We start from the raw sequence: 25,566 nt of genomic DNA on the forward strand, positions 1-25,566 counted from the left end.
AGGTCCCCCGATGCAATCCTCCCTCGATCGCCGCACGCTCCTGCGTGCCCTTGCCGCCGCGCCCTTCGTCACCACCGGCATCGGCGTTTTCGGCAGCGCGGCCCGCGCGCAGGCCTCGGGCGCGGGGCTGATCGCGCCCAATGTCTGCATGCTCACCCCGGAAACCACCGAGGGGCCCTACTACTTCGACCCCGAACTGGTCCGTGCCGACATCCGCGAGGATCGCGAGGGCGAACCGCTGCGGATGCGACTGCAGGTCGTCACCGCCGACTGCACCCCGATCGAGGGCGCGCGGGTGGACGTCTGGCATTGCGACGCGCGCGGCAACTATTCCGGCTACGCCCGGCAGGGCAGCGACCGGACGAACGACACGACGGGCGAGACGTTCCTGCGCGGCACCCAGTTCACCGACGTGCAGGGGATCGCGGGGTTCGACACGATCTATCCCGGCTGGTATCGCGGCCGGACGACCCACATTCATTACATGGTCTACCTCGACGACCGGGAGGTCCTGACCAGCCAGGTCTTCTTTCCCGACGCCCTGTCCGCCTACCTGTTCCAGTCCGTCGTGCCGTACAATGACCGCCCCGGCGATCAGGACACGACGAACCGCAACGACCGTATCGCGCAACGCGCGGGCGACGGGGCCTTCGCGGCGGTCAGGGAACAGTCGGACGGCTACGACGCGGCGCTTGTCGTCGGTGTGAACGCCGGCGGCTGAGCCCGGTGATCGGGCCGGGGTGACGGGACAAGGGGCCGGGCAATGGCCTAAGCTCCCGCCACCAGCACAGGGAAAGGGCGCAACCGATGGCCGACTACACGCTCCATTACTGGCCGATCCAGTTCCGTGGCCAGTTCGTCCGCAGCGTCCTAGCCGCCACCGGCAGCACGTGGACCGAGGCCGGGATCGACGCGACCGCCGACCTGCGCCTCCGGGATCCGTCGGATCAGCCCGTGCCGCACATGGGGCCGCCGGTGCTGACGGATCACGCGACGGGCCTCAGCCTGTCGCAGATGCCCGCTATCCTCGGCTACCTCGGGCGCAGGCACGGCTTGCTCTCCGGAAAAGCGGACAAGATCGCACTGACCGACAAGATCATCGGCGATGCGAACGACGTGCTCTACGACATGACCCGCTACAACGGGGCACAAAGGTGGACCGACGAGGCATGGAAGGACTTCCAGCCCCGTCTCGACCGGTGGATGCGGATCTTCGAGGCGACCGGACGCAGCAACGGCCTGACCGACGCCGGGGGCCACATGCTCGGAACGCCGGAGCCCGGTATCGCGGATTACACGGTGGCGACGCTCTGGGGCGCGATGACCACGATCCTCACGCCGCTGCGGCCCCGGCTGGACCAGCAGGCCCCCGCAATTGCAGCGCTCTGCGACCGGATCGCCGCCCGCCCCGAACAGCAAGCTCTGCAGCGTGACAGCGACCGGGACTTCGGCCCGGTCTGGTGCGGCGGGCAGATCGAGGCGTCGCTGCGCGACGTCCTCGGGATGGATCAGTAGGAATATTCGCCGTAGATCCGGCTCAGGTCGCCGCCCCAGTCGCCGTCGTATTTCTCGATCAGCTCGTCGGCGGGGACCTTCCCGGATTCCACGCTTTCCTTCAGCGCGTTCAGGAAATGCGTCTCGTCCGGCACCAGCCCGCCCGCGCCGGGCCGCGCCCGCGCCTTGAGGCCCGCGTCGGACAGGGCCACGACCTCGCGCGCCAGGTCCAGCATGTCGATCTTGCCGACCTTCGCCTGCAGCGCCTGTTCCGACGCCGCCACGCGCAGCGCCTCACGGGTCTCGGCATCCCAGCCCTTCACCAGGTTCCACGCGGCATCGAGCGAGGACTGGTCGTACATCAGCCCCACCCAGAACGCGGGCAGCGCGCAGAGCCGCCGCCACGGACCGCCGTCCGCGCCGCGCATCTCCATGTATTTCTTGATCCGCGCCTCGGGGAACAGGGTGGTCAGGTGATCCGCCCAGTCCGACAGCGTCGGCGTCTCGCCCGGCAGGGCAGGCAGTTCGCCCTTGAGGAAGTCGCGGAACGACTGGCCGAGCGCGTCGATGTATTTCCCGTCGCGATAGACGAAGTACATCGGCACATCGAGCGCGTACTGCACCCAGCGTTCGAACCCGAAGCCCTCATCGAAGACGAACGGCACCATGCCGGTCCGCGCGTCGTCGAGGCTGCGCCAGACGCGGCTGCGGTAGCTCTTGAAGCCGTTCTTCTGCCCGTCGAGGAACGGTGAGTTGGCGAACAGCGCCGTGGCGACCGGCTGCAGCGCGATGGCGACGCGCATCTTCTGCACCATGTCCGCCTCGGACGAGAAGTCGAGGTTCACCTGCACCGTGCAGGTCCGCCGCATCATGATCCGGCCGGTCGTCCCGACCTGCTGCATGTAGCTGTCCATCAGCTTGTAGCGGCCCTTGGGCATCAGCGGCATGTCGTCATGCGACCAGACCGGCGCGGCGCCCAGCCCGATGAAGCCCACGCCCACCTTGTCCGCGATGTCCTTGACGTCGCGCAGGTGCTCGTTCACCTCGTCGCAGGTCTGGTGGATGTTCTCCAGCGGCGCGCCCGACAGCTCCAGCTGCCCGCCCGGCTCCAGCGAGACGTTGGCGCCGTCCTTGGTCAGCCCGATGAGGTTCCCGCCCTCTTCGATCGGCGTCCAGCCGTGACCGTCGCGCAGACCTTCCAGCACCGCCTTGATCGACCGGGGGCCGTCATAGGGAATCGGCTTGAGCGTGTCCTTGCAGTAGCCGAACTTCTCGTGCTCGGTCCCGATGCGCCATTCGTCCTTGGGCTTGCAGCCCGAGGCCATGTATTCGGCCAATTGCTCATGCCGCTCGATCGGCCCGCCGCCGGACTGGGGAATGGACATGCGACGGCCTCCGGGTCTGTTCGCTTGAGTGGGAAGAAGTGACCGGGTTGCGGGAAAGTGTCAATGCAGACGCAGCGATGGTTTCTTCCAGATCTCGATGGGCCGCGTTTCGACCGCGTGAAGGGCAGCCAGCATCGACCGCGTGTCGAAAGACGGCAGCGCGGCAAAGGCGTCGAACAGCGCCTCGGCCCCCTCGGCCGTCGCCGGGATATCCAGATCGGCGCGCCCGGCCTGCCGCAGCCGCCAGACCGGCGGGTTGGTGGACCGGTCGAGCGTGATCTCCTCGATCTCGGACAGCGCCGCGACACCACCGTTCCACGGGCCGAAATAGGCGATCTGCCCCTCGTCCACGCGCACGACGCCCGGCCCGTCGCGGCCCAGCCGGAACCGTCCGCGCTGCAGCCCCGCCGCCACCAGCCCGCCGCCGATGGCCGCGATGACCCAGCCCAGCCAGTGCAGCAGGCCATGGGTCGACAGCGCCCACCACAGGCCGATCAGCCCGATGGCCGCGCCGGTCAGCGCCTCGCGCCAGCGGAAGAGGCCGGCGGCGATCTCGGGACGGACGAAGCTCATGCGGGTATCCTCACCGGCGGGTCGAACAGGGTCAGCGTGTAGGACCCTATCCGGCGGAATCCGATTGCGACATAGGCTTTCGCCGCCATGTCGCTCGCCGCGAACAGGACCGCGCGCCGGATGCCGTTCCGCCGCTTCTCGTCCAGCATCCCGGCCACCGCCCGGCGGGCGAGGCCCCGCCCGCGCAGTTCGGGCGGGGTGAAGACGCCGCCGATCTGCACCACGTCGCCAGCCGCTGCGTTGATGCCGGCCATCGACACGACCTCTCCGTCGCGGACCAGCAGGCGATAGGAATCGGTTCGGAATACGCGGTCGATGTCGGCGGTCGCGATGCGTTCGACACTCATCGGGTTGGTGCCGAGAATCTCCAGATGATAGGCCATCCGCCAGCGGATCATCAGCGCGCGATGGCTCTCCTCCGGGCGCAGGACCTCGAAGCCCGCCATGTCCGGCAGCACCATATCCTCTAGCGGCAGCACGAAATGCGGCTCGTCCCGGTCCAGCGCGCAACCCTGACGCGCCAGTCCCAGCATGTCGAAACCGGCCCGCGCCGCCCCGGCCTCGCCGGTCACGCCGAAGGCACGGCGGCCGGCCATATGCGGGGCCACGGCCGCCCAGTGGCGGGGATCGTTGTCGGGCAGAACGGGCAGGATCATCCCCTCCGCGGTGATCGCGATGCAGGCCGTCACTGGCTCACCGTCGATCCAAGCGTAAATCGAACGCGCCGGATTTTCAGCGCCGTCCCGCGCCAGACCCTCGGTATCGAGGTTCGACAGGGCGAACATGGCGATGTCCGCGTGATCCATCAGAAATGCCCTCAGCGCCGGAACATCCTCCGGCTCCGCGCGGCGCATCACCAGTCCCCCAGCACGGATTGCCAGAGCGTGATCGCCGCCACCGCCGCCGTATCCGCCCGCAGGATGCGCGGGCCGAGCGCCACCGCCACCGCGCCGTCGCGCCCGCGCAGCATCCGACGCTCGCTCTCGGAAAAGCCCCCCTCCGGCCCGATCAGCACGGCCCAGGGCTCGCCCTTGGCCTCCGCCCGCAACCGCTCCAGCGCCGGGGCCTCGCCCGCCATCGCCTCGTCGCAGAACAGCAGGCGCCGCCCCGCCAGCCGGGCCGACAGCACACGGTCCAGCCGCCCCAGATCCTCGACCTCGGGCACATAGGTGGCGCCGCACTGTTCCGCCGCCTCGACCGCATGGGCCTGCAGCCGGTCCCTTCGGATGCGTTCGGAATTGGTGAACCCGGTCTGCACCGGCAGCAGCCGCGCGACGCCCAGCTCCACCGCCTTTTCGACGATGAAGTCCGTCCGGGTCTTCTTGACCGGCGCGAACAGCAGCCACAGGTCCGGCGGCATCGCCTGCGGGGCCGTCTGCTCCACGCAGGCCAGCGCACCGCCCCGTTTGCCCGCCTCGGCCACCTCGGCCCGCCATTCCCCGTCGCGCCCGTTGAACAGCGCCACGGCGTCGCCCGGCCCCATCCGCATCACGCCAAAGAGATAATGCGCCTGATCACGTTCCAGTGGAACGGTTTGCGCCGCACCGAGCGGGTGGTCTACATGGAGGCGGACACGAGGCGAGACGCGGGGTTCGTTCATGGGGCGCAGTCTATGACGCAGGCAGAGCACACGCCAGAGGGACAGGTGGCCGACGCGGTGCGCGGCAACTGGGTCGACCGCAGCGCGCCCGCATGGTCGCGGCCCTATCTGCGCCTGTCGCGGGCGGACCGCCCGATCGGCACATGGCTGCTGCTGCTGCCCTGCTGGTGGGGCCTGCTGCTGGCGATGCTCTCGGACGGTCAGGCCCGGTGGGAAGACCTGTGGATCGCCATCGGCTGCGGCGCGGGCGCATGGCTGATGCGCGGCGCGGGCTGCACGTGGAACGACATCACCGACCGCGACATCGACGGCTCCGTCGAGCGCACCCGCTCGCGGCCCATCCCCTCGGGCGCGGTCAGCGTGACCGGGGCGCTGGTCTGGATGGCGGCGCAGGCGCTGATCGCGCTCTGCATCCTGCTGACCTTCGACCGGGCCGCGATCGCCATGGGCGTCCTGTCGCTGCTGCCGGTCGCGATCTATCCCTTCGCCAAGCGGTTCACCTACTGGCCGCAGATCTTCCTCGGCCTCGCCTTCAACTGGGGCGCGATGCTGGCATGGACCGCGCATACCGGCTCGCTCGACTGGCCGCCGGTCGTGCTCTACGTCGCGGGGATCGCGTGGACGCTGTTCTACGACACGATCTATGCCCACCAGGACCGCGAGGACGACGCGCTGATCGGCGTGAAATCCACCGCGCGCCTGTTCGGTGCCGACACGCCGATGTGGCTGCGCCGCTTCCTCGTCGCCACCGTAGGCCTGATGGGGCTGGCCGTGCTCGGCGCGGCGATCGGCCGTGTCAACCCGCTTGCGCTCGTCGTGGCCCTCGGCGGGCCCTGGACGCTTGGCTGGCACATGACCTGGCAGCTGCAACGGTTCGATATGGACAACGGGGACAGGCTGTTGGCGCTGTTCCGGTCCAATCGCGACGCTGCCCTGCTGGTTGTGCCGTTTTTCGCCGGTGCGCTGCTGCTCTGATTGCACAAAGCCCCTTCGCCCCGTAATCCTCTTCCACCCGAAGACAACGCCGGAACCAAGACCCTATGCGCCTGTCCTCCATCGCGATCCTCGCCGCCGCCTTCCTGTTCGCCGCCGTATCCAGCCTCGTGGCGGCCGCCTTTGCCGTCACCACGGTCGAGGCGACGACGGAGCGCGAGGTGCGCACGGCGCTCGACCTGTCCGAAATGGACTGGGCCGAGGTGCAGTCGGACGGGCTTCAGCTGCACCTGACCGGCACCGCGCCGTCCGAGGCGCTGCGATTCAAGGCGCTGACCGTCGCGGGCGGCATCATCGACGCCAGCCGCGTGATCGACGGGATGGAGGTGAAGCCCGCCGAAGCCATCGCACCGCCGCGCTTCTCGGTCGAGATCCTGCGCAACGACGAGGCGCTGTCGCTGATCGGCCTGATCCCGACCGCCACCAACCGCGACCGCCTGATCCAGCAGCTGAACCGGATCGAAGGCGTGTCCGATGTGGCCGACCTGCTGGAAACCGCGGACCATCCGGTGCCGCAGGGGTGGGAGCCCGCGGTCGCCTACGCGGTCCGGGCCCTGAACATCGTCCCGCATTCCAAGATCTCGGTCCAGGCGGGCCGCGTCGCGATCACCGCCATGTCCGACAGCCCCGAACAGCGCAACCGCATGGAAGCGCGGCTCAAGGACTCGGCCCCGGCGGACCTGCTGCTGCACCTTGCCATCTCGGCCCCGCGCCCGGTCATCACGCCGTTCACCCTGCGCTTCCTGATCGAGGACGGCGCGGCACGGTTCGACGCCTGCTCCGCCGACACCGAGGCCGCGCGGACTGCGATCTTTGCCGCCGCCCGTGCCGCCGGGTTGACCGGACAGCCGCGCTGCACCATCGGCCTGGGCGTGCCCTCGCCGGAATGGAGCAAGGCCGCCGCACAGGCCATCGCCGCGCTGGCGCGGCTCGAGGCGGGATCGGTCACCTTCTCGGACGCCGACATCACCCTGATCGCCGCCGAGGGCACCGAACAGGACCGCTTCGACACCGTCGTGGGCGAGCTGGAGAACAGCCTGCCCGACGTCTTCGCGCTGCACGCCGTGCTTCCCGAGGTTCAGGAAGTCACGGCCGAGGGCCCGCCGGAGTTCACCGTCACGCTCAGCCCCGAGGGGCTCGTGCAGATGCGCGGCCGCCTGAACGACGAGATGACCCGCGCCGCCGCCGAGAGCTATGCCCGCGCCCGCTTCGGCTCCGCCGCGCTGCACAACAGCGCCCGCATCGACGACACTCTGCCCAAGACCTGGCCGGTCCGCGTTCTCGCCGGGCTCGAGGCGCTGTCGAAGCTGTCCAACGGCGCGGCCGTCATCACGCCCGACAGCGTCAGCGTCACCGGAAACACCGGCAACCAGACCGCCAGCGACGAGATCACCGGACTTCTGTCCGCCAAGCTGGGCGAGGCCGAGGATTTCCGCGTCGAGGTGGTCTATCAGGAGAAACTGGACCCACAGGCCGCCCTGCCCGAGCCCGAGGAATGCATTGCCGAACTGGCCGCGATCCAGGAGGTGAGCAAGATCAACTTCGAACCCGGCTCGGCCAAGATCGACGCCGCCTCGATGGCGATCATGGACGACATCGCCGAAGTGCTGAACGCCTGCGGCCAGATCCGGATGGAAGTCGGCGGCCACACCGACAGCCAGGGCCGCGAGTCGATGAACCAGCAATTGTCGCAGGCCCGCGCACAGACCGTCCTGAACGAACTGCGCCTGCGCCGCGTCCTGACCTCTTCGTTCTCGGCCAAGGGCTATGGCGAAGACAATCCCATTGCCGACAACAGCACCGAAGCGGGCCGCGAGGCGAACCGCCGGATCGAGTTCACGCTGATGACCGTGGACGCCACCGAAGACAATACGACCCTTGAAAGCCTCGCCCGTTCGGCGCAAGAAGACACCGCATCGAACGACGGGGAGGTCAAGGCAGAGGATGAACAGAACTGAATTCATCATCGCTACGGCGGTCATCCTCTTCGTCGCGTTCTGCCTCGGCTGGTTCGCCTACTGGCTGATCCACCGTTTCACCCGCGTGTCCAAATCCGACATGGGCGAGCTCGAGAAGATGGCGCAGGAGCTGCACGAAGCCGAAGAGGCCCGCGATCAGGCGATCACCTACCTGCAGCAGCGCGAGGCCGAACTGATGAACCAGCTCAGCCAGAGCGAGGCGGAACTGCGCGCCGCCATGGACGGCCTGCGCGAAGCCCGGCACGAGGCCGAGGAACTGCGCGCCTACATCGAACGCGCGCACGCGGCGCAGTAACCCGCGCGGCCGTCAGTATTTCGAAATGACGATGTCCTGATCGCTGGCCGAACCGCCGTCGCGGTCGCCCAGCCATCTGAGGTTCCTGAGGATCTGCAGCGCCCGTTCGGCGGACATCGTCTTGGTCGACACGGCCTGCGTGACCGTCGACAGCGCCCCGATCCCGATCTTGCCGAGCGCGCTGCCCGCCTTGTCGCCGGTCGAGGACTTTTCGCGGTTCCGTGCGAGGATGGCGACCGCGGGGCGGTCGCCGCCCCGGATGTCGAACATGACGTCCTGAAACCCACCGTTGATGCGGTCGAACAGGGCCATCCAGTGATCAAAGCCGGTCTCGCCACGGTGAAAGGCCAGCCCGATCTGCAGCTCGATCGCCTGCCGTTCGCGCCGCCAGCGATAGTCCTGCGCGATCTCGAACGCCTCGGCCCAGACCCGGTCCCAGTCCAGCGTATCGGCCAGGTCGTAATAGGGCGTCGGCGCGATCTCGACGAAGGCGTCAGCGATGGTGGCCTCGTCGCTGCGGGTGATCCGCGCGACCGCCTCGGACAGCAGGGCCTGCGTGAAGTCCGAGGACTTGCCGCCGGAATAATAGCTGAACGCATGGGCCGCCTGCTGGCTGTTGCCCGATGCCGCGTAGCCCGAGTTCATGGCGAAGCGGCCAAACGCCTCGACCGTGGCGCGCACGTCCTCGCGCGCTTCCCTCTGGATCACCTGCCACATGCCCATGACATCGTTGCGCAGCAGGCCCTGCGCCTCGGCCCGGTTGAAGAACGCCTGAAACGCCTTGGTCTCATCGGGATGCGCCTCGATCAGCGCGGGGCTTTCGAACACCGCCTGACGGACCAGATCGACCCGGCTTTCCATCACGCTGCGATAGGTCGCCTCGCCGTCCGGGCCCCATGCGGATACGCCCCGCGCCGCGACCGGCTGGTTCAGGCCGTCGAGCACCCGGCAGACCGACAGCGCCATGCCGTCGGCGCGGTCCTGCGGCAGCCCGTAGAGGTCGGTGATCGCCCCTGACAGGTCCAGCGCAAAGCCCGGCGTCCGCGCGCCCGGCCCGATCTGCGCGCCCAGCAACCCGGTCAGTTCGCGCCGGATACGCTGCTGTTCCGCCTCGGTCGCCCCCGGCAGCTCGGGCAGCCACTGGATGCGGCGCCCGGTTTCCAGCCGCCAGATCAGCGAGGCCAGCAGGTTGTCGGCTGCGTTGCCATGCTTGGGGCGCGAGAAGACGGGGCGGAACGGATAATGCGCGAACCGCGGCGAGGTGGAGCCGGGTTCGCGGCGGAACACCTCGGACGGTCGGGCGGCAAAGACCTCGGTGAACACTGTGACGAACAGCGGCGAGGAGGTCATCCACGCCTCGGGCACCGCGATCTGGCGTTCGAACAGGATGGCCAGCAGGACCTGAAAGCGGATCGCGTGCAGCAGGCGGAGTTCGAACGGGCGGTCGTTCAGATCCTCGGCGACGAAGTTGAACCCTGTGATGCCATCGTCGAACAGGTCGGAATAGATGGAGGTCGTCGTCATCCCCCGCTCCGCGTCATCTCAGTAGAAAATCGAGATCACCCGACCGGCCATCTCGTAGAATGCATGCGGGATCATCCGGACAGTCTCGGGCAGGGCATCGGTCAGGAACGCCATCGCACCGTCGACCGAGCCGGGCACGCCCCCAGCAACCGTGAACGCAACCCAGAGCACCAGCGCGGCCCCGCCCCCCAGCACGCAGAGGGCGACGAGGGGAAACCGCCGGTCCGACAGCGCCGCGATGAGCGAAGGCACCGACAGGCACATCAGCGTGGTGCCGATCGCAAGGTTTGCGTCAACGTCCAATTTCAGCCCCCGGTTGAATGGCGTTCAGCCCGGGGACATTAGCCCGGATCGGTCGCGAATATCAAACGCTCGTTACAGGGGGCCACGCGCAGGATGTTCGTGGTGCCGGTCTGGTTGAAGGGCACGCCCGCCGTGACGACGATCTGGTGCTCTTCGGTCGCGAAGCCGCCGGTGCGTGCGGCGCGGGCCGCGTTGACCACCGCCTGTTTGAAGCGTTCGAGCTCCGCCGTCATCACGCAGTTGGTGCCCCAGCTCAGGCACAGGCGGCGTGCGGTGCCGCGCCGGGCGGTCATCGCGATGATCGGCACGCGCGGGCGTTCGCGGGCGACGCGCAGCGCGGTGGTGCCGCTGTCGGTGTAGCAGCAGATCGCCTTGATGTCGGTCGTCTCGGCGATCTCGCGGGCGGCGGCGACGATGCCGTCGGCCACGGTGCCCTTGATGTTGCGGCGGCTCGCCTCGATGATGTCGCGATAGAGCGGATCGCCCTCGACCGAACGGGCGACGTTGTCCATCGTGCGCACGGCCTCGACCGGATAGGACCCGGCGGCGCTTTCGGCCGAGAGCATGACCGCATCGGTGCCCTCGTAGATCGCGGCGGCGACGTCCGACACCTCGGCACGGGTCGGCATCGGGCTTTCGATCATGCTTTCCAGCATCTGGGTCGCGACGATCACCGGTTTGGCGGCGTTGCGGCACTTGCGCACGAGGCTCTTCTGGATCGGCGGCACCGCGTGCACGGGCAGTTCGACACCCAGATCGCCCCGCGCCACCATGATCCCGTCCGAGGCATTGAGGATGTCGTCGAACGCCTTGACCGCCGCCGGTTTCTCGATCTTGGAGAGGATCGCGGCCCGGCCGCCCGCGAGCGTCCGCGCCTCCTCCACATCCGCCGGGCGCTGGACGAAGGACAGCGCCAGCCAGTCCACGCCAAGCTGGCAGACGAATTCCAGATCGGCCCGGTCCTTGTCCGACAGCGCCGCCAGCGGCAGCACCACGTCGGGCACGTTCACGCCCTTGCGGTTGGAAATCGTGCCGCCGGTCGTCACCTCGCAGTCGGCGAAATCGGGACCGCAGGCCGTCACCTTCATCCGGATCTTGCCGTCGTTCACCAGCAGCTGCGACCCGACCTCAAGCGCGTCGAAGATTTCCTTGTGCGGCAGCGTCACGCGGGTCGCATCACCCTCGGCCTCGGCCAGATCGAAGCGGAACGCCTGCCCCTCGCTCAGCACTTCCTCACCCTTGGCGAAAGTGCCGACGCGCAGCTTGGGCCCCTGAAGGTCGGCGAGGATGGCGATCGGGCTGTCCAGCTCGCGCTCGATCTTGCGGATGATGCTGTGGCGTTCGCGGATCTCGTCGTGGCTGCCGTGGCTCATGTTCAGGCGGAACACGTCCGCCCCGGCCTCGTGCAGCGCGCGGATGGTCGCATAATCGCTCGACGCGGGCCCGAGGGTCGCGACGATCTTAGTGTTTCTCAGACGTCTCATTCTGCTCTCGTCCTGCCCGTATCCCCTGCCCCCCGACCTTGTGCGGGGGTGTCCGCCGCAGTATTGCGCTTTTCCAATTGGGCAACAACCACGCCAGAGCTATCCCGCGCGGACAACAGGCTGATGACATACGAAGCTTACGAAATTCTGGGCAGGGACCGCCCGTCGCGCTGGCTGGTGACCTGCGATCACGCGGCGAACACGGTCCCGGACTTCGTCGGCGGCGGAGACCTCGGCCTGCCGGCCGAGGACATGGCCCGCCACATCGCCTATGACGTCGGCGCGGCCGGGGTGACGGCGGAACTGGCCAAGGCGCTGGACGGGCCCGCGATCCTGTCGAACTTCTCGCGCCTCGTGATCGACCCGAACCGGGGCGAGGACGATCCGACCCTGCTGATGAAGCTCTACGACGGCTCCATCATCCCCGCGAACCGCCACGCCGGGCGCGAGGAACTGGAGCGGCGGCTGGAGGCCTGCTACCGGCCCTACCACGGCGCGCTGGCGGCGCTGGCGGCGCGGCGGACGGATACCGTGCTGGTGTCGGTGCATTCGTTCACGCCGCAGCTGCGCGGCAAGCCGAAACGGCCCTGGCAGATCGGGGTGCTCTACGCGGCGGACGACCGGCTGGCGCGGGTGCTGATGGAAAGGCTGCGGCAGGAGCCGGACCTGACGGTGGGGGACAACGAGCCCTACACCGGGCACCTGCCGGGGGACGCGGTCGACCGGCACGCCCTGCGGCACGGGCGGCCGAACGTGCTGATCGAGTTGCGGAACGATCTGATCGGGACCCCGGAGGACCAGAAGGCATGGGCCCTGCGCCTCGCGCCGATGCTGAAAGAGGCGCTGGCGGGAGCGAAGCTGTAGGTCGGGCGAGAGCGCCCCAAAACGCAATCGCAACGGGGGAAGGCCTGCCCGTGGGTGGGCGCCCCGACGGCTGATCGGCGTGCTTTATCCCGGGCACGAACCTCCTCTGCCCAAGGTCAGCGCGCGGGTGACACAGCGCCTGTTCGGGAAAAGGGTCCCATGTCTGACCTTTCATTGCCCCGACGAGGCGCTTACCTTCACGCCAAACCACCGAAAGGGCTCCACCATGACCCAGATCGACGCACAGACCCAGATCGAACTCGAAGCCGCCGCCTTCCGCGCACTGCGCGAGCACCTGATGGAAAAGCGCACCGACGTTCAGAACATCGACCTGATGAACCTCGCCGGCTTCTGTCGCAACTGCCTCAGCCGCTGGTATCAGGAGGCCGCCAACGCCCGCGGCATCGAGATGTCCAAGGACGAGGCGCGCGAGATCTACTACGGCATGCCCTACGACGACTGGAAGGCGCAGAGCCAGACCGAGGCCGACGACGCCAAGAAAGCCGCCTTCGAGCAGTCCTATCGCGAAAACGTGGGCGACGACCGGGGCTGATCCCGGCGCGAGCCCCCTTGCCAAACACGCGGGCGCTTGGCAGGAACACAGCATGAACACCCATGCCTTCACCTTCTGCGGGGCCGAGCTGGCCGCCCTCGGCTCCGGCGCGCTCTGGTGGGCAGGGGAAAGGACGCTGATCGTCTCGGACCTGCACATGGGCAAATCCGAACGCACCGCAAGGCGCGGCGGCACCCAGTTACCGCCCTACGAGACGCAGGAGACGCTGTCGCGCCTCGACGCGGATATAGAGGCGACGCGGCCCGACCAGGTGATCTGCCTCGGCGACAGCTTCGACGACGCGGCGGCGGCGGATGCGCTGACCGAGGACGAGGTACTGTGGCTGATGCGCCTTCAGGCCGGTCGGGGATGGGTGTGGATCGAGGGCAATCACGATCCCGGCCCCGTCGGCCTCGGCGGTCAGCACCTGGCGGAACTGGAGGCGGGACCGCTGGTGTTCCGCCACATCGCCACCCCGGCGGGGCGGGCCGAAATCAGCGGCCATTACCACCCCAAGGCGACCCTGTCCGCCCGTGGGCGCGGGATCACCCGTCCCTGCTTCCTGATCGACGGCGCGCGCCTGATCCTGCCGGCCTACGGCGCCTATACCGGCGGCCTGCGCTGCACCGATCCGGCGCTTGCCACGCTGATGCAGCCCGGCGCGCTGGCGATCCTGACCGGCCCGACCCCCCGCGCGATCCCGATGCCGCGCTAGGCCCCTTGTCGCCCGTGCACCGGCGCGGCAATGTCGCGCGCATGACAGATCCGCTCTTCGCCCGTGTGCAATCCAGTTTCGACCGTTCCTCCATGCTCGCCACCCTCGGCGCGCGGCTGACCCGTGTCGAACCGGGTCTGGTCGAGATCCGTGCCCCCATCCTGCCGGGATCCCGTCAGCAGCAGGGCTTTGCCCATGCGGGTTTGAGCTTCACCATCGGCGACACGGCGGCAGGCTATGCCGCGCTGACACAGGCCGTGCCGGGACACGAGATCCTGACGGTCGAGATCAAGATCAACCTGCTCGCCCCCGGCATGGGCGACGAACTCGTCGCGACCGGGCGGGTGGAACGGGCCGGACGGCGCGTTTCGGTCGTGACGGCAGAGGTCGTTGCACTGACCGGTGGCACATCCAAAACCGTCGCGCTGTTGCAAGGCACCATGATGCCGGTCCCGGCCTGAGGCTCAGAACAGCCCGGCCGCGCGCGCGGCGGCGCGGTAGGACCGGCTGACCGGCACCTCCACCCCGTCGGCCATCGCCAGGAAATCGCGCCCGTCCCGCCTGACATGCCGCGTGACGCCCGCCCGCGCAATCCAGTGCGACCGGTGCACGCGCAGCCCCTCGACCCCGTCCAGCTCGCCCTCTGCATCCGCCAGGCGCATCAGGATCAGGCCTTGCCCGGCGGATGTCACGACACAGAGGTAATGATCCTGCGCCTCGACCCGCACCGGTCGGCCACGCTTGTCCAGCGGCAGGCGGCGCAGGAAACGATCACCCGGCGGCGCACCCGGCTCGGTTGCTGGCGCATGGACCCGGCCATCGGCCAGCCAGGCCGTCACCGCGACCGCGCCTTCCACCAGCGCGACGATCCCGGTCAGGATCGCGAAATGTGCCATGTCATCCCAGGCACCGAGCATCAGCGCATTCAGCGCCACAACCCCGCCCGCGATCACCGGCCAGGACACGACCCGCAGCGCCTCGGCCCGCGCCCCCTGCAAATCCAGACGCCGCCGCAGTTGCCCCCGCCCCCGCGCCGCGCCGCGCCGATGGACCATGCGGCGACCAGCGCCCAGTAGGTCCAGCGTCCTTCAGCGCTCAACGACTCGTAGGTGCCGAACGGCCCGGTCACCCCGCAGGCCAGCGTGATCACCGCCCAGAGCACAAGCGGCGCGACGAGGCCCTGTCGCTCACGAAGCGCGGATGACAGGCGGGTCTCGGGGACGGTCACTGGCGAAGGCTCCGGGTCGCTGACGGAACCGCGATTGTCGCGGTCCGGGCCTGTCTCGCACGTCATGGACGAGACAGACAAGTCAGGAGACGACCATGAGCCTCGCCCCCCTTCTGCACGCCAGCCCGGTGATACAGATCCACGCCTTTTCCGCCATCCTTCTCGTGCCGCTGACCGTCCTGTTGCTGGCGGCGCGCAAGGGCACGCCCCTGCACCGCGTCAGCGGCCGCATCTGGGCGGGCGGCATGGCGCTGGTGGCCCTGTCGAGCTTCGGCATCCATACGATCCGGATGGTCGGCCCGTTCAGCCCGATCCACCTGCTTTCGATCTTTACGCTGGCGTCGCTGGCAGTCGCGGTGTTGGCAGCGCGGCGCGGTCACGTCCGGCAGCACCGCCGCGCGATGCGGATGCTGGTGTTCGGCGCACTGCTCGGCGCGGGTGCGTTCACCGTCCTGCCCGGCCGCCTGATGTTCGAGGTGGTGGCGGGCGGCTGAACCCGCCCCAGGCATGCTCCAGCGATCGGGGCCCCCTGTTCAGGCCGTCAGTCCCTCCGGCTCCGGCAGGCCGTTGACGCGGCAGGCGGCGGTGACGGTGTTGGCCAGCAGGCAGGCGATGGTGAGAGGGCCGACGCCGCCCGGCACCGGGGTGATCGCGCCCGCGACCTCCTTGGCGGTGTCGAAATCCACGTCCCCGACCAGCCGCGTCTTGCCTTCGCCCCGCTCGGGCGCCGGGATGCGGTTGATGCCCACGTCGATCACCGTCGCACCCGGCTTGATCCAGTCGCCGGGCACCATCTGCGCGCGGCCGACGGCGGCCACGACGATGTCGGCGCGGCGGACGGTTGCGGCCAGGTCCTTCGTCCGGGAATGCGCGATCGTCACCGTGCAGCTGTCCCGCAGCAGCAGCTGCGCCATCGGCTTGCCGACGAGGTTGGAGCGCCCGATCACCACCGCGTCGAGCCCGGACAGCGACCCCAGCGTATCACGCAGCAGCATCAGGCAGCCGAGCGGGGTGCAGGACACCATCGCGTTCTGGCCCGAGGCGAGCAGCCCGGCATTGATGACCGACAGCCCGTCGACATCCTTGGCCGGGTCGATCCGAGCCACGATGTCGCGTTCGGACAGGTGATCCGGCACCGGGAACTGGACGAGGATGCCGTTGACCGCCGGATCGGCGTTCAGCCGGTCGATCAGGGCGTAGAGATCGGCCTCGGACACATCGGCGGGCAGCTTGTGTTCGAAGCTGGCCATCCCGACCTCGCGGGTCGCGATGCCCTTGTTGCGGACATAGACCTCGCTCGCCGGGTCCTCGCCGACCAGCACGACGGCGAGGCCGGGGTGGATGCCCTTGTCCTTGAGCGCGCTCACATGCGCCGCGACCTTTTCGCGGATCGTCGCCGCGAATGCCTTGCCGTCCAGTATCTTGGCCGTCATCTGATCCTCATTCCTGACGTGCGAGGACACGCGCCTGAACGGCATTCATTGCCGCCGTCACGCCCCGCAGGGAAAATTCCGCCGTGCCGTCGCCGGCGCCGGCCGGTGAATACTCCACGACCAGCCGGTTGCCGGCCTTCATCCGTTCGACCAGCCTGCCCGCAAGATCCGGGTCGCGCAGGCTCAGCGTGTCGGCCGCATTGGCCGCATCGAGCGCGCCGGGCGTCCAGAGGCCTGCCGGAACCTCCTCGGCCACGCCGTCGAACACGAAGCGCAGGGCGGTCACGTCGCCCGCGGGCAGGTCGCGGTCCATCACCTCGACCGCCCAGTCGGGACTGTTGTCGATCCGGTGCACCGCGATCCGCCTGTCGAAGAACGCCGCCGAGCCCGGATCCTTGGCCGAGGCCACCACCCGGCAGGGTCCCGCGCCCGCATCGGCGCAGACCGCCAGCCAGTCGCCGTGATAGGCGCGCAGCTCGCCGTACTGGTGCTGAAACCATTCGCCCGCCGTGGCGGTCCCGGCAAGCAGCCAGATCGTGGCCAGCGCCGCCCCTGTCCGGTTCAGCACGCCGATCATCCGTCAACGCCCCCGGTCCCGAGAACCTTTTCCTCGCGCGCGATGAAGCCTTCGATCATCACCCGCCACATCGCCTCGGCCATGTCCGGGTCCATCCCCGCCGCCGCCGCCCTGTCGCGGACCGAGGCGATGACCGCCGCGTAGCGCCCCGGCGCCGCCGCGCTGACTCCGGTCGCGTGCTTGATCACCGCGACGCGGTCCACATGCGCCGTTCGCTCGCCGAGAAGGCGCAGGACCTCGCTGTCGATGGCGTCGATCTGGGCCCTCAGCCCGTCCAGCGTGTCGATCTCGTCGGGATGTCTGCGCGTCATGTCCCTGCCCTCGTCCCGGCCCCAGGCGGGCTCAGAACAGCCCCTCGATCTGTCCGGCGTCGTTTAGCATGATCGCCTCGGCGGACGGAACCCGCGGCAGGCCCGGCATGGTCATGATTTCCCCGCAAATCACCACGATGAACCCGGCCCCCGCCGACAGCCGCACCTCGCGGATCGGCAGGTTGTGCCCGACGGGGGCGCCGCGCAGGTTCGGGTCGGTCGAAAAGGAATACTGCGTCTTGGCCATGCAGACCGGCAGGCCGCCATATCCTGCCTCTTCCCATGCCTTCAGCTGGTCGCGGATCTTCTTGTCCGCCATCACGTCCTCCGCGCGGTAGATCCGCTGCGCGATAGTCTCGATCTTCTTGAAGAGCGGCATGTCGTCCGGATAGAGCGGCGCGAACTGGCTGACGCCGCTCTCGGCGATCTCGGCCACCCGGCGGGCGAGGTCCTCGATCCCGGCCGAACCTTCGGCCCAGTGGCGGCACAGGATCGCCTCGGCGCCCTGCTCTGCGACATAGGCCCTCACGGCCTCGATCTCGGCCTCCGTGTCGCCGTGGAAATGGTTGATCCCCACGACCACCGGCACGCCGAACTGCTTGAGGTTCGCGATGTGCCGCCCGAGGTTCGGACAGCCCGCTTCGACCGCCTTGACGTTCTCGGCCCCCAGGTCGCCGCGCGCCACGCCGCCGTTCATCTTCATCGCGCGGACGGTCGCGACCAGCACCACGCAGTCGGGCGCGAGGCCGGCCTTGCGGCACTTGATGTTCATGAACTTCTCGGCCCCGAGGTCCGCGCCGAAGCCCGCCTCGGTCACCACGAAATCCGCGCATTTCAGGGCGGTGGTGGTGGCGATGACGGAATTGCAGCCGTGCGCGATGTTGGCGAAGGGGCCGCCGTGGACGAAGGCCGGGTTGTTTTCCAGCGTCTGGACGAGGTTCGGCTGCATCGCGTCCTTCAGCAGCACCGTCATCGCGCCGTCGGCCTTGAGGTCGCGGCAGTAGACCGGCGTCCGGTCGCGGCGGTAGGCGACGATGATGTCGCCGAGGCGCTGCTGCAGGTCCCCGAGCGATGTGGCGAGGCAGAGGATCGCCATGACCTCGGACGCGACCGTGATGTCGAAGCCGGTCTGCCGGGGAAAGCCGTTGGACACGCCGCCGAGCGAGGTGACGATGTCGCGCAGCGCGCGGTCGTTCATGTCCATGACGCGCCGCCAGACCACGCGGCGTTCGTCGATCTGAAGCTCGTTGCCCCAGTAGATGTGGTTGTCGATCATCGCCGACAGCAGGTTGTGGGCGCTGGTGATCGCGTGGAAATCGCCGGTGAAGTGGAGGTTCATATCCTCCATCGGCACCACCTGCGCATAGCCGCCGCCCGCCGCCCCGCCCTTCATGCCGAAGCAGGGGCCGAGGCTGGCCTCGCGGATGCAGATCGCGGCCTTCTTGCCGATCCGGTTCAGCCCGTCGCCGAGGCCCACGGTGGTGGTCGTCTTGCCCTCGCCCGCGGGCGTCGGGTTGATCGCGGTGACGAGGATCAGCTTGCCGTTCGGGCGGTCCTGCACGCTGTCGATGAAGCCCTGCCCGACCTTGGCCTTGTCGTGGCCGTAGGGCAGCAGCTGGTTCAGCGGAATGCCGAGTTTCGCACCGATCTCCTGAATGGGTTTCTTGTCCGCCTCGCGGGCGATCTCGATATCGGATTTGAAGCTCATGGCCGTGGACCCTTGCGGCTATGCGTGTTCTGCACCGGTCTTACCCGTGCCTGCGAGCGGGATGCGCGGCGATTCCGACCTTATGGTGGATGATTTCGGCAGATCGGGTTTCGCATCCGAAACCTGTGTCCCCATGCCGGGAATTGGGGCGCGATGGAACATTTACCCAATATTAGGGGTTTGTCCCGCAACGATGGAACAGTCCAACCAAGGAGCGAGACGTTGAAAGCTGCCGCAATCACCATCCACGCCTCTTTCGCCCTCAGCCTGATCCTCTTCGCAGCGATCGTGGCCTGACGCGTCAGACGGCCATGCCACGGGCAAGGCCGATGTCCGACCAGGCTGGCTGGTCGGGAATGAACAGGCGAAGGGTGTCGCCCACGGTCAGGCGCCCTTCGCGTTCCACCCAGGCGGTCACGCCGCGCCTGCCTTCGGCGGCCTGCTTGAACGCCTTGCCGAACCCCGGCCTGTGATCCTCGATCACCCGCGCGGGCAGTTGGCAAGGGCGGTTTTCCATATCCACTGTCAGCGTGCATCCCCCCGGCCCCTGCAGACGCGAGGACGGCGGCAGATGAGTGAAATCCGGGATCCCCCGCACCAGCATCGTCATGCCCAGCCACGCCGGGTCGATCCGGTCGAGGCCCATTTTCCCGGCGATGGCCTGAAGTTCCTCTTCCGACAGGATGCTCAGCTGCCGCACGTTGCGGATCGGCGTGTCGCGGGGATAGAGCCCCAGCACCCGGCTGCAGGACGGCCGTGTCTCGCCGCCATGCGCTTCGTTGGCAGGACCGGCAAAGCTCAGGTCCAGCGATTGCAGCGGCGCCGAGGCCAGCGCGGCGTCGCGATCGGCGACGGTGCCGAGCCAGACGATTTCGGCGGTGTAGTCTGTCTTTTTCAGTGCGGGCATGGCGCTCTCTCGGGGGACGCCATCGGCGGCCGGGTCAGGATTTTTCCAGTTTGAAGAAAAGCCGCCGGAAGGGGAAGATCACCGAACCGTCCGGCTGGCGCGGATAGGCTTTCTCCATGACCTCGTCGTAGAGCTTTTCGATCATCACCGTCTCGCCCTCGTCCAGCCGGTCCAGCACCGGGCGCGCGAAGGTGGAGGATGTGAAGTGCCGGACCGGATGGCCTTCGTCCGAGGCGGGCAGCCGCTGGAAGTACTCGGTTTCCCACAGGTCGACCGCTCCGAACGGCGCGAGCGTGTGGAAATACTCCCCCCGCTCCATCACGCCGGGGATCGTCTCGGGCTTGACGCGGCCGGGGAAATGTTCGCCCACGAGGTCCAGCCAGATGCGGTGCGACGGGGCGCGGTTCTGGTTCGGGACCTGCACCGCCAGCGTGCCACCGGGGCGCAGGTAGCGGACAAGCTGTTCCAGAACCGACTCGTGATCGTCCAGCCAGTGCAGCGCCGCGTTGGAGAAGATCAGCGCGAAATTGTCCTCGGGCGACCAGTTCGCGATATCCGCCTTTTCCAGCGTGTCGTAGGCCCCGGTCTCGTCCGCCTTCTTCAGCATGGCGGTCGAGCTGTCCATTCCGGTCAACTCACGGTCGGGGAACCGCGTCTTGAGCATCGGACCGACGACGCCCGTCCCGCAGCCCAGATCGCAGACCGGCCCGTCCGGCAGTGTGCCGACCTGCGCCAGCAGGTCCAGCGCGGGGCGCAGGCGCAGACCGGCGAAGCGGCTGTAGAGTTCCGGGTTCCAGTCCGTGCGGGACATACGATGCCTCCCCCTGCAAGCATTGCATACGTCGGCACACAAACATGGCCGATGGCAAAAGGAAAGGGCCGGGAAGCTCCCGGCCCTTGATCCGATGACGTGGCGTCAGGCCGTCGGTTCCGGCTCCATCCCGCCGCCCGGTTTGGCGCGCGGCTTGGTCTTGGGAATGGCCGTGACAGAGGGGGCGGATCCCGCGTCCGAGTTGTCGTCCTCGTCCGCGTCGGCGTGGGGCGGTTCGCCCTTGATCACGCGCTTGATCTCTTCGCCGGTCAGGGTTTCGTATTCCAGAAGCCCCTGCGCCAGACGTTCCCATTCCTCTTTCTTCTCGGACAGGATCTTGAACGCCCACTGGTAGGCGTCGTCGATCATGCGCTTGACCTCTTCCTCGATCAGCTCCTTCGTGTGAGCCGAGACCGAGAAACCGCCGGCGCCGTTGCCCATGTAGCCTTCGTGCGCCTGCTCGTAGTCGACGTTGCCGACCTTGTCGGACATCCCCCAGCGAAGCACCATCGCACGGGCCAGCGCGCTGGCCTGCTGGATGTCGCCCGCCGGGCCGTTCGACACGTCGCCCTCGCCGTACTTGAGGATCTCGGCCGCCTTGCCGGCCATCGTCATGGCGAGCTTCTGCTCGCATTCTGACTTGTGCCAGTTCAGGCGGTCGATCTCCGGCAGCGAGACCACCATCCCGAGCGCACCGCCTCGGGGAATGATCGTCGCCTTGTAGACCGGGTCGCACTTGGGCAGTTCCAGGCCGACGACGGCATGTCCGGCCTCGTGATAGGCGGTCTTTTCCTTCTGATCCGCGGTCAGGACCATGCTGCGCCGTTCGGCGCCCATCATGACCTTGTCCTTGGCGTTCTCGAAATCGACCATCGTCACGAAGCGGCGACCCACGCGGGCGGCCATCAGCGCGGCCTCGTTCACGAGGTTCGCAAGGTCGGCACCCGAGAAGCCCGGCGTGCCGCGCGCGATGATGCGCAGGTCGACATCCGGCCCCAGCGGGGTCTTGCGGGCGTGGACGTTGAGGATCTTCTCGCGGCCCTTGATGTCGGGGTTCGGCACCGTGACCTGGCGGTCGAAGCGGCCCGGACGCAGCAGCGCGGGGTCCAGAACGTCGCGGCGGTTGGTGGCGGCCAGGATGATGACACCCTCGTTCGCCTCGAAGCCGTCCATCTCGACCAGCAGCTGGTTCAGCGTCTGCTCGCGTTCGTCGTTACCACCGCCATAGCCTGCGCCACGGTGACGGCCGACGGCGTCGATCTCGTCGATGAAGACGATGCAGGGCGCGTTCTTCTTGGCTTGCTCGAACATGTCGCGGACACGGCTTGCGCCGACACCGACGAACATTTCCACGAAGTCGGAACCCGAGATGGTGAAGAACGGCACGCCCGCCTCGCCCGCGATGGCACGGGCCAGCAGCGTCTTACCGGTGCCCGGAGGGCCGACCAGCAGCGCGCCCTTGGGGATCTTGCCGCCGAGACGGCTGAATTTCTGCGGGTTGCGCAGGAATTCGACGATCTCTTCCAGCTCTTCCTTGGCCTCGTCGATGCCTGCGACGTCGTCGAAGGTCACGCGGCCATGCTTTTCGGTCAGCAGCTTGGCCCGCGACTTGCCAAAGCCCATGGCCCCGCCTTTGCCGCCGCCCTGCATGCGGTTCATGAAATAGACCCAGACCCCGATCAGCAGCAGGATCGGCAGGAGCGAGATGATGAAGGACTGGAAGCCCGACTCCTCCTGGCTCTTGGCGCTGACGGGGATGCCCCGGTCGATCAGCAGGTTGGTCAGTTCGGCGTCATCCGGCTTGATGGTGACGTAATCCTTGCCGTCGGTCCCGCGGAACCTGACCTGTTCCCCGTCGAGCGTCACTGACGCAACGTTACCGTCGTTCACGGACTGAACGAACTGGGAATAGGCGATCTCGCGGCTTTGCAGCGTGTTGCCGGAACCACTGAACAGATTGAACAGCGCCACGATCAACAGCAGCAAAACGACCCAGAAGGCGATGTTTCTAGCGGTTCCCAAGGAAGCCTCTCCTCACATGCACGATCCCCCGGAGCTATCACAGGGGCTGTGAACATTAAATAAGTTTCACCCGCCGACGTTCAATGAGACAGGAACGCCGCATAGAACGCTTCGGAGCCGCGTGACAGTTCCGCCGTCCAGCCCCCCGACAGTCCGGCCAGCGGCGCGGCGATCAGCCCGTCGCCCCGCCAGACGGCGGGCGAGGCCAGCAGGCTTGTCCGCGGCATCCCAGTGTCCCGCCAGTCGGGGCAACTGGCAAGACCGGCCTCACCGAGCGCGCGGATCTCGGCACCTTCCGGCCAGGGTCCGGTGAGCAGCCAGCGCCTGTCCCACGCAGCACCCGGCGCGGCGGTGGCGCCGGACACCGCCTGAAATTCCCGCGTGGCCCGCACCTCGCCCCGCGCGACCGTGAACAGGCAGCCGCCCAGTGTCATGCCATGGCCACTGCGCAGCGCTTCGATCAGCAGCAGCATCGCGCGGCGCCGGGGCGGATAGGGATGGCCCGCGATCCAGCCGATGGCGTTGACGAGGATCCGGCGCAGGATCTCGGGCTGCATGCGCCGCAGGTCCCGCATGGCGATGACCACGTCGCCGCATTCGACCCTGGCGATGTCATGCGCTTCGTTGAAGGCGTACCAGTCCAGCGTCTCGCGGATCGAGGACAGGTTCTGCCCCACGGTGCAGAGCGTCGGCACGTCCAGCCCCAGCGGTTCGAGCGCCGACAGCGCCTGGCGGATGCGCACCCGCTCGAAATCGGTGTTCTCGTTCGACGGGTCGTCGATCCAGGCCATCCCCCGCCGTTCAAGATAGCCGCGCAGATCGGACCGGCGCAGGCTCAGCATGGGTCGAACCACCGCGATCCCGTCAAAGCGCCGTGTCGTCGCCATGCCGGACAACCCGTCCACGCCCGAGGCACGGGCCAGCCGCATCAGGAAAGTCTCGGCCTGATCGTCCGCCGTATGACCAAGCGCGATCGCCCCGATCCCGTGTTCACAGGCCCATTCCCCGATCAGCCGATAGCGCGCCCGGCGCGCGGCGTCCTGCAGGTTGCCCTGCCCGTCCCATCCCCGCCACCGCAGGACATGATGCTTCAGTCCAAGCGCGCCCGCCGAACGTCCGACCGCCTCGGCCTCGGCGGCGGCTTCGGGTCTCAGGCCGTGGTCGACCGTTACGACGTGAAGTTCGGGACGGCAGGGGTGGTCACCGAAATACTCCGCCATCAGCGCCATCAGCGCCGTGGAGTCGCTGCCCCCCGAGACGGCGAGGCCGATGCGTTCCGGTGGGGTCGGAAGGAAATGTCCGGCCACCACTTCGCGCAGCAGCCGGTCCGCGACCGCCTGGTCGCCTTCGGTCACTGACAGGCCCGTGCCTGCATCTCGGTCTGCGCCTGCCCGGCAAAGGGCGAAGACGGGAACCGTGCCGGCACTTCGCGCAGCGTTACGCAGGCTTCCTGCACCTGATCCAGTGCGCCCAGCATCCGCCCGACATTATAGAGCGCCTCGGCCGCGTGCGGCCCGTTCGGCGCGCCCGAGAAGGCGGCGAGGTAGCTGCGGGCGGCCTGGCTGATCTCGCCCAGGGCTTCCAGCGCCTTGCCGCGCCCGATCTGTGCCTGCGCCTCGAGCGGGGAACCGGGATAGCTTTCCCCGAACGCGGCAAAGAGATCCGCCGCCGACCGGTTGTCGCCTGCGGCCAGCGCGTCCTGCGCCCGCTTGAAATCGGACTCTTCGCTGATCGCCAGTTCGGTTTCCGGCGGCTTGACCGGATCGGCCGGCGCGGCGGCCACCGGACCCGGTGTCACGCCGCCCAGCGTCGGGGTGTCGCCCAATTTGGACACGTCGCCGCCTTCAAGCTCCACCAGCCGGAATTCCAGATCCCCGATCCGGTTGGTCCCGTCCGAGACGACGCTGTTGATCGTGTGTTCCAGCGTTTCCGTCTTGGAGGTCAGCCGCTGAACCTCGGCCTCGATCGCATCCAGCCGCTGCAGCGCCGAGCCGCCCGTCGCAACGGTGCCCGCACCGCCGGTGGTGGAGAGCTCGCGCTTGAGCTTCTGGATCTCGACGAAGAGAACCGACAGTTCCTGCCGGATGTCGGCGAGGGTCTCATCGCTCGCCTGCGCCCTCGCGCCCGGCACGGAAAGGCCGCTGCCGATCACCAGGCTCAGGATAAAGACGAATGCGCGCATGAAATGGCCCCCCAGCGGGTTGTGTCAGGTCAGCTCGTCAGACCGCCTGCCGCGATGACCGTCACCGCGCGACGGTTCTTGGCATAGCAGGCCTCTTCGGAGCAGATTTCAATCGGGCGCTCCTTGCCGTAGCTCACGGTCTTGAGCCGGGTGCCGGCGACGCCCTTGGACAGCAGGTATTCCCGCACCGTGTTCGCGCGCCGCGCGCCGAGGGCGAGGTTGTATTCCCGCGTGCCCTGTTCGTCCGCGTGGCCTTCGATCGTGGCCTGGTAGTCGGTGTTGGTCAGCAGCCACTGGGCCTGCCCGTCCAGCGTGGCCCGGCCTTCGTCGGTCAGGGTCGACTGGTCGACGAGGAACAGCACGCGGTCACCGACGGCCTGCTGGAAATAGGCGGGCGAGGCCGGGTCGTTGGCGCTGCCGGGCACGACGCCCGCGCCGGCGCCGCTGCCGGCACCTCCGGCGCCAGCGCCGGCATTGTCGAACCTGTCCTTGTTGGAGCAGGCGGAAAGGGCGAGCGCGGCGATCAGCAGGATGGCCGCGCGGTTCAGAATGCTCATGTCTCGTGCCTCGTTCTGGCGGATAGAGTTGTTATCGTTGGTTCGGGTCTTACCACAGGGCTTTCGCG

At 68.2% G+C, this 25,566-nt stretch carries 28 protein-coding genes; 10 read left to right on the forward strand and 18 right to left on the reverse strand.

All coding sequences use genetic code 11. The features are described from left to right. The first annotated feature begins 10 nt into the window (after nt 1-10). Both ATO6_RS00400 and ATO6_RS00405 read left to right on the forward strand, forming a co-directional pair. A complete protein-coding gene (locus ATO6_RS00400; RefSeq protein WP_088621983.1) occupies nt 11-721 on the forward strand; it encodes an intradiol ring-cleavage dioxygenase in 711 nt (236 codons plus the stop codon). A gap of 86 nt (nt 722-807) precedes the next feature. Then, the gene (locus ATO6_RS00405) at nt 808-1,515 is read left to right on the forward strand and encodes a glutathione S-transferase (protein ID WP_088621984.1); all 708 of its coding nucleotides are present in this window, start codon (nt 808-810) and stop codon (nt 1,513-1,515) included. Here ATO6_RS00405 and ATO6_RS00410 read toward each other — a convergent pair. The 4 genes from ATO6_RS00410 to ATO6_RS00425 are packed head-to-tail and all read right to left on the reverse strand — an operon-like array spanning nt 1,509 to nt 5,052. After that, nucleotides 1,509-2,879 (reverse strand): glutamate--cysteine ligase, encoded by a 1,371-nt coding sequence (locus ATO6_RS00410; RefSeq protein WP_088621985.1) that lies wholly within the window; start codon nt 2,877-2,879, stop codon nt 1,509-1,511. The two genes, ATO6_RS00405 and ATO6_RS00410, sit on opposite strands and share 7 nt — an antisense overlap. 60 nt (nt 2,880-2,939) lie before the next feature. Next, on the reverse strand, nt 2,940-3,452 hold the full coding sequence (locus ATO6_RS00415; RefSeq protein WP_088621986.1) for a hypothetical protein: 513 nt from the start codon (nt 3,450-3,452) through the stop codon (nt 2,940-2,942). Next, nucleotides 3,449-4,258: a GNAT family N-acetyltransferase gene (locus tag ATO6_RS00420; RefSeq protein WP_141101903.1), complete on the reverse strand. Its 810-nt coding sequence runs from the start codon at nt 4,256-4,258 to the stop codon at nt 3,449-3,451. Before ATO6_RS00420 ends, ATO6_RS00415 begins: the two co-directional genes overlap by 4 nt. A 47-nt stretch (nt 4,259-4,305) precedes the next feature. After that, nucleotides 4,306-5,052, reverse strand: coding sequence for a 16S rRNA (uracil(1498)-N(3))-methyltransferase (locus ATO6_RS00425; RefSeq protein WP_088621988.1), 747 nt, complete (start codon nt 5,050-5,052; stop codon nt 4,306-4,308). Between the two features lie 12 nt (nt 5,053-5,064). On the opposite strand from ATO6_RS00425, the gene ubiA reads away from it, so the two are divergent. From ubiA to ATO6_RS00440, 3 genes are all read left to right on the forward strand, one after another. Continuing rightward, nucleotides 5,065-6,027, forward strand: a complete 963-nt coding sequence (ubiA, locus tag ATO6_RS00430) for a 4-hydroxybenzoate octaprenyltransferase (protein WP_088621989.1) — start codon at nt 5,065-5,067, stop codon at nt 6,025-6,027. A 65-nt stretch (nt 6,028-6,092) separates the two neighbouring features. Then, on the forward strand, nt 6,093-8,003 hold the full coding sequence (locus ATO6_RS00435; RefSeq protein ID WP_088621990.1) for an OmpA family protein: 1,911 nt from the start codon (nt 6,093-6,095) through the stop codon (nt 8,001-8,003). Beyond that, complete coding sequence (locus tag ATO6_RS00440; RefSeq protein ID WP_088621991.1) at nt 7,990-8,319, forward strand: hypothetical protein; 330 nt, start codon at nt 7,990-7,992, stop codon at nt 8,317-8,319. Before ATO6_RS00435 ends, ATO6_RS00440 begins: the two co-directional genes overlap by 14 nt. A 12-nt stretch (nt 8,320-8,331) precedes the next feature. Here ATO6_RS00440 and ATO6_RS00445 read toward each other — a convergent pair whose 3' ends face one another. Genes ATO6_RS00445 through pyk form a run of 3 tightly spaced genes read right to left on the reverse strand, consistent with a single transcriptional unit; the run spans nt 8,332 to nt 11,630 of the window. Further along, a complete protein-coding gene (locus tag ATO6_RS00445) occupies nt 8,332-9,843 on the reverse strand; it encodes a hypothetical protein (protein ID WP_088621992.1) in 1,512 nt (503 codons plus the stop codon). 18 nt (nt 9,844-9,861) lie between these two features. Next, the gene (locus ATO6_RS00450) at nt 9,862-10,146 is read right to left on the reverse strand and encodes a hypothetical protein (RefSeq protein WP_088621993.1); all 285 of its coding nucleotides are present in this window, start codon (nt 10,144-10,146) and stop codon (nt 9,862-9,864) included. Nucleotides 10,147-10,184: 38 nt separating this feature from the next. Beyond that, on the reverse strand, nt 10,185-11,630 hold the full coding sequence (gene pyk / locus ATO6_RS00455) for a pyruvate kinase (RefSeq protein ID WP_088621994.1): 1,446 nt from the start codon (nt 11,628-11,630) through the stop codon (nt 10,185-10,187). A gap of 123 nt (nt 11,631-11,753) precedes the next feature. On the opposite strand from pyk, the gene ATO6_RS00460 reads away from it, so the two are divergent. The 4 genes from ATO6_RS00460 (at nt 11,754) to ATO6_RS00475 (ending at nt 14,223) form a co-directional block, all read left to right on the forward strand. Next, complete coding sequence (locus ATO6_RS00460; RefSeq protein ID WP_088621995.1) at nt 11,754-12,494, forward strand: N-formylglutamate amidohydrolase; 741 nt, start codon at nt 11,754-11,756, stop codon at nt 12,492-12,494. A 226-nt stretch (nt 12,495-12,720) separates the two neighbouring features. Then, the gene (locus tag ATO6_RS00465; protein ID WP_088621996.1) at nt 12,721-13,047 is read left to right on the forward strand and encodes a DUF1244 domain-containing protein; all 327 of its coding nucleotides are present in this window, start codon (nt 12,721-12,723) and stop codon (nt 13,045-13,047) included. Nucleotides 13,048-13,099: 52 nt separating this feature from the next. Further along, complete coding sequence (gene pdeM / locus ATO6_RS00470; protein ID WP_088621997.1) at nt 13,100-13,762, forward strand: ligase-associated DNA damage response endonuclease PdeM; 663 nt, start codon at nt 13,100-13,102, stop codon at nt 13,760-13,762. A 41-nt stretch (nt 13,763-13,803) separates the two neighbouring features. Next, nucleotides 13,804-14,223 carry a PaaI family thioesterase gene (locus ATO6_RS00475; protein WP_088621998.1) on the forward strand — a complete coding sequence of 140 codons (420 nt, stop codon included), beginning with the start codon at nt 13,804-13,806 and terminating at the stop codon, nt 14,221-14,223. 3 nt (nt 14,224-14,226) lie between these two features. Here ATO6_RS00475 and ATO6_RS00480 read toward each other — a convergent pair whose 3' ends face one another. Then, on the reverse strand, nt 14,227-14,817 hold the full coding sequence (locus tag ATO6_RS00480; protein WP_088621999.1) for a LytTR family DNA-binding domain-containing protein: 591 nt from the start codon (nt 14,815-14,817) through the stop codon (nt 14,227-14,229). A gap of 268 nt (nt 14,818-15,085) precedes the next feature. Between ATO6_RS00480 and ATO6_RS00485 the strand changes: the two genes are divergently transcribed. Further along, a complete protein-coding gene (locus ATO6_RS00485; protein WP_088622000.1) occupies nt 15,086-15,484 on the forward strand; it encodes a DUF2306 domain-containing protein in 399 nt (132 codons plus the stop codon). Nucleotides 15,485-15,523: 39 nt separating this feature from the next. Here ATO6_RS00485 and folD read toward each other — a convergent pair whose 3' ends face one another. The 10 genes from folD to pal form a co-directional block, all read right to left on the reverse strand. Beyond that, nucleotides 15,524-16,423, reverse strand: coding sequence for a bifunctional methylenetetrahydrofolate dehydrogenase/methenyltetrahydrofolate cyclohydrolase FolD (gene folD, locus ATO6_RS00490; protein WP_088622001.1), 900 nt, complete (start codon nt 16,421-16,423; stop codon nt 15,524-15,526). A 7-nt stretch (nt 16,424-16,430) separates the two neighbouring features. Next, on the reverse strand, nt 16,431-16,991 hold the full coding sequence (locus ATO6_RS00495) for a hypothetical protein (RefSeq protein WP_141101904.1): 561 nt from the start codon (nt 16,989-16,991) through the stop codon (nt 16,431-16,433). Nucleotides 16,992-16,996: 5 nt separating this feature from the next. After that, a complete protein-coding gene (locus ATO6_RS00500) occupies nt 16,997-17,311 on the reverse strand; it encodes a chorismate mutase (RefSeq protein ID WP_088622003.1) in 315 nt (104 codons plus the stop codon). A 31-nt stretch (nt 17,312-17,342) separates the two neighbouring features. Then, complete coding sequence (locus ATO6_RS00505; protein WP_088622004.1) at nt 17,343-19,019, reverse strand: formate--tetrahydrofolate ligase; 1,677 nt, start codon at nt 19,017-19,019, stop codon at nt 17,343-17,345. 301 nt (nt 19,020-19,320) lie between these two features. After that, nucleotides 19,321-19,926 carry an MOSC domain-containing protein gene (locus ATO6_RS00510; RefSeq protein ID WP_088622005.1) on the reverse strand — a complete coding sequence of 202 codons (606 nt, stop codon included), beginning with the start codon at nt 19,924-19,926 and terminating at the stop codon, nt 19,321-19,323. Nucleotides 19,927-19,960: 34 nt separating this feature from the next. Then, on the reverse strand, nt 19,961-20,737 hold the full coding sequence (locus ATO6_RS00515) for a methyltransferase domain-containing protein (RefSeq protein ID WP_088622006.1): 777 nt from the start codon (nt 20,735-20,737) through the stop codon (nt 19,961-19,963). 105 nt (nt 20,738-20,842) lie between these two features. Continuing rightward, nucleotides 20,843-22,759, reverse strand: coding sequence for an ATP-dependent zinc metalloprotease FtsH (ftsH, locus tag ATO6_RS00520; protein ID WP_088622007.1), 1,917 nt, complete (start codon nt 22,757-22,759; stop codon nt 20,843-20,845). An 80-nt stretch (nt 22,760-22,839) separates the two neighbouring features. Then, the gene (gene tilS, locus ATO6_RS00525) at nt 22,840-24,114 is read right to left on the reverse strand and encodes a tRNA lysidine(34) synthetase TilS (protein ID WP_254919037.1); all 1,275 of its coding nucleotides are present in this window, start codon (nt 24,112-24,114) and stop codon (nt 22,840-22,842) included. Further along, the gene (locus ATO6_RS00530) at nt 24,111-24,941 is read right to left on the reverse strand and encodes a tetratricopeptide repeat protein (protein WP_088622008.1); all 831 of its coding nucleotides are present in this window, start codon (nt 24,939-24,941) and stop codon (nt 24,111-24,113) included. The genes tilS and ATO6_RS00530 overlap by 4 nt, the downstream gene beginning before the upstream one ends. A gap of 29 nt (nt 24,942-24,970) precedes the next feature. Further along, complete coding sequence (gene pal, locus ATO6_RS00535) at nt 24,971-25,498, reverse strand: peptidoglycan-associated lipoprotein Pal (RefSeq protein ID WP_176440781.1); 528 nt, start codon at nt 25,496-25,498, stop codon at nt 24,971-24,973. Nucleotides 25,499-25,566: the final 68 nt, after the last annotated feature.

The sequence above is a fragment of the Oceanicola sp. 22II-s10i genome (assembly GCF_002210105.1).
Taxonomy (GTDB): Bacteria; Pseudomonadota; Alphaproteobacteria; order Rhodobacterales; family Rhodobacteraceae; genus Pseudooceanicola.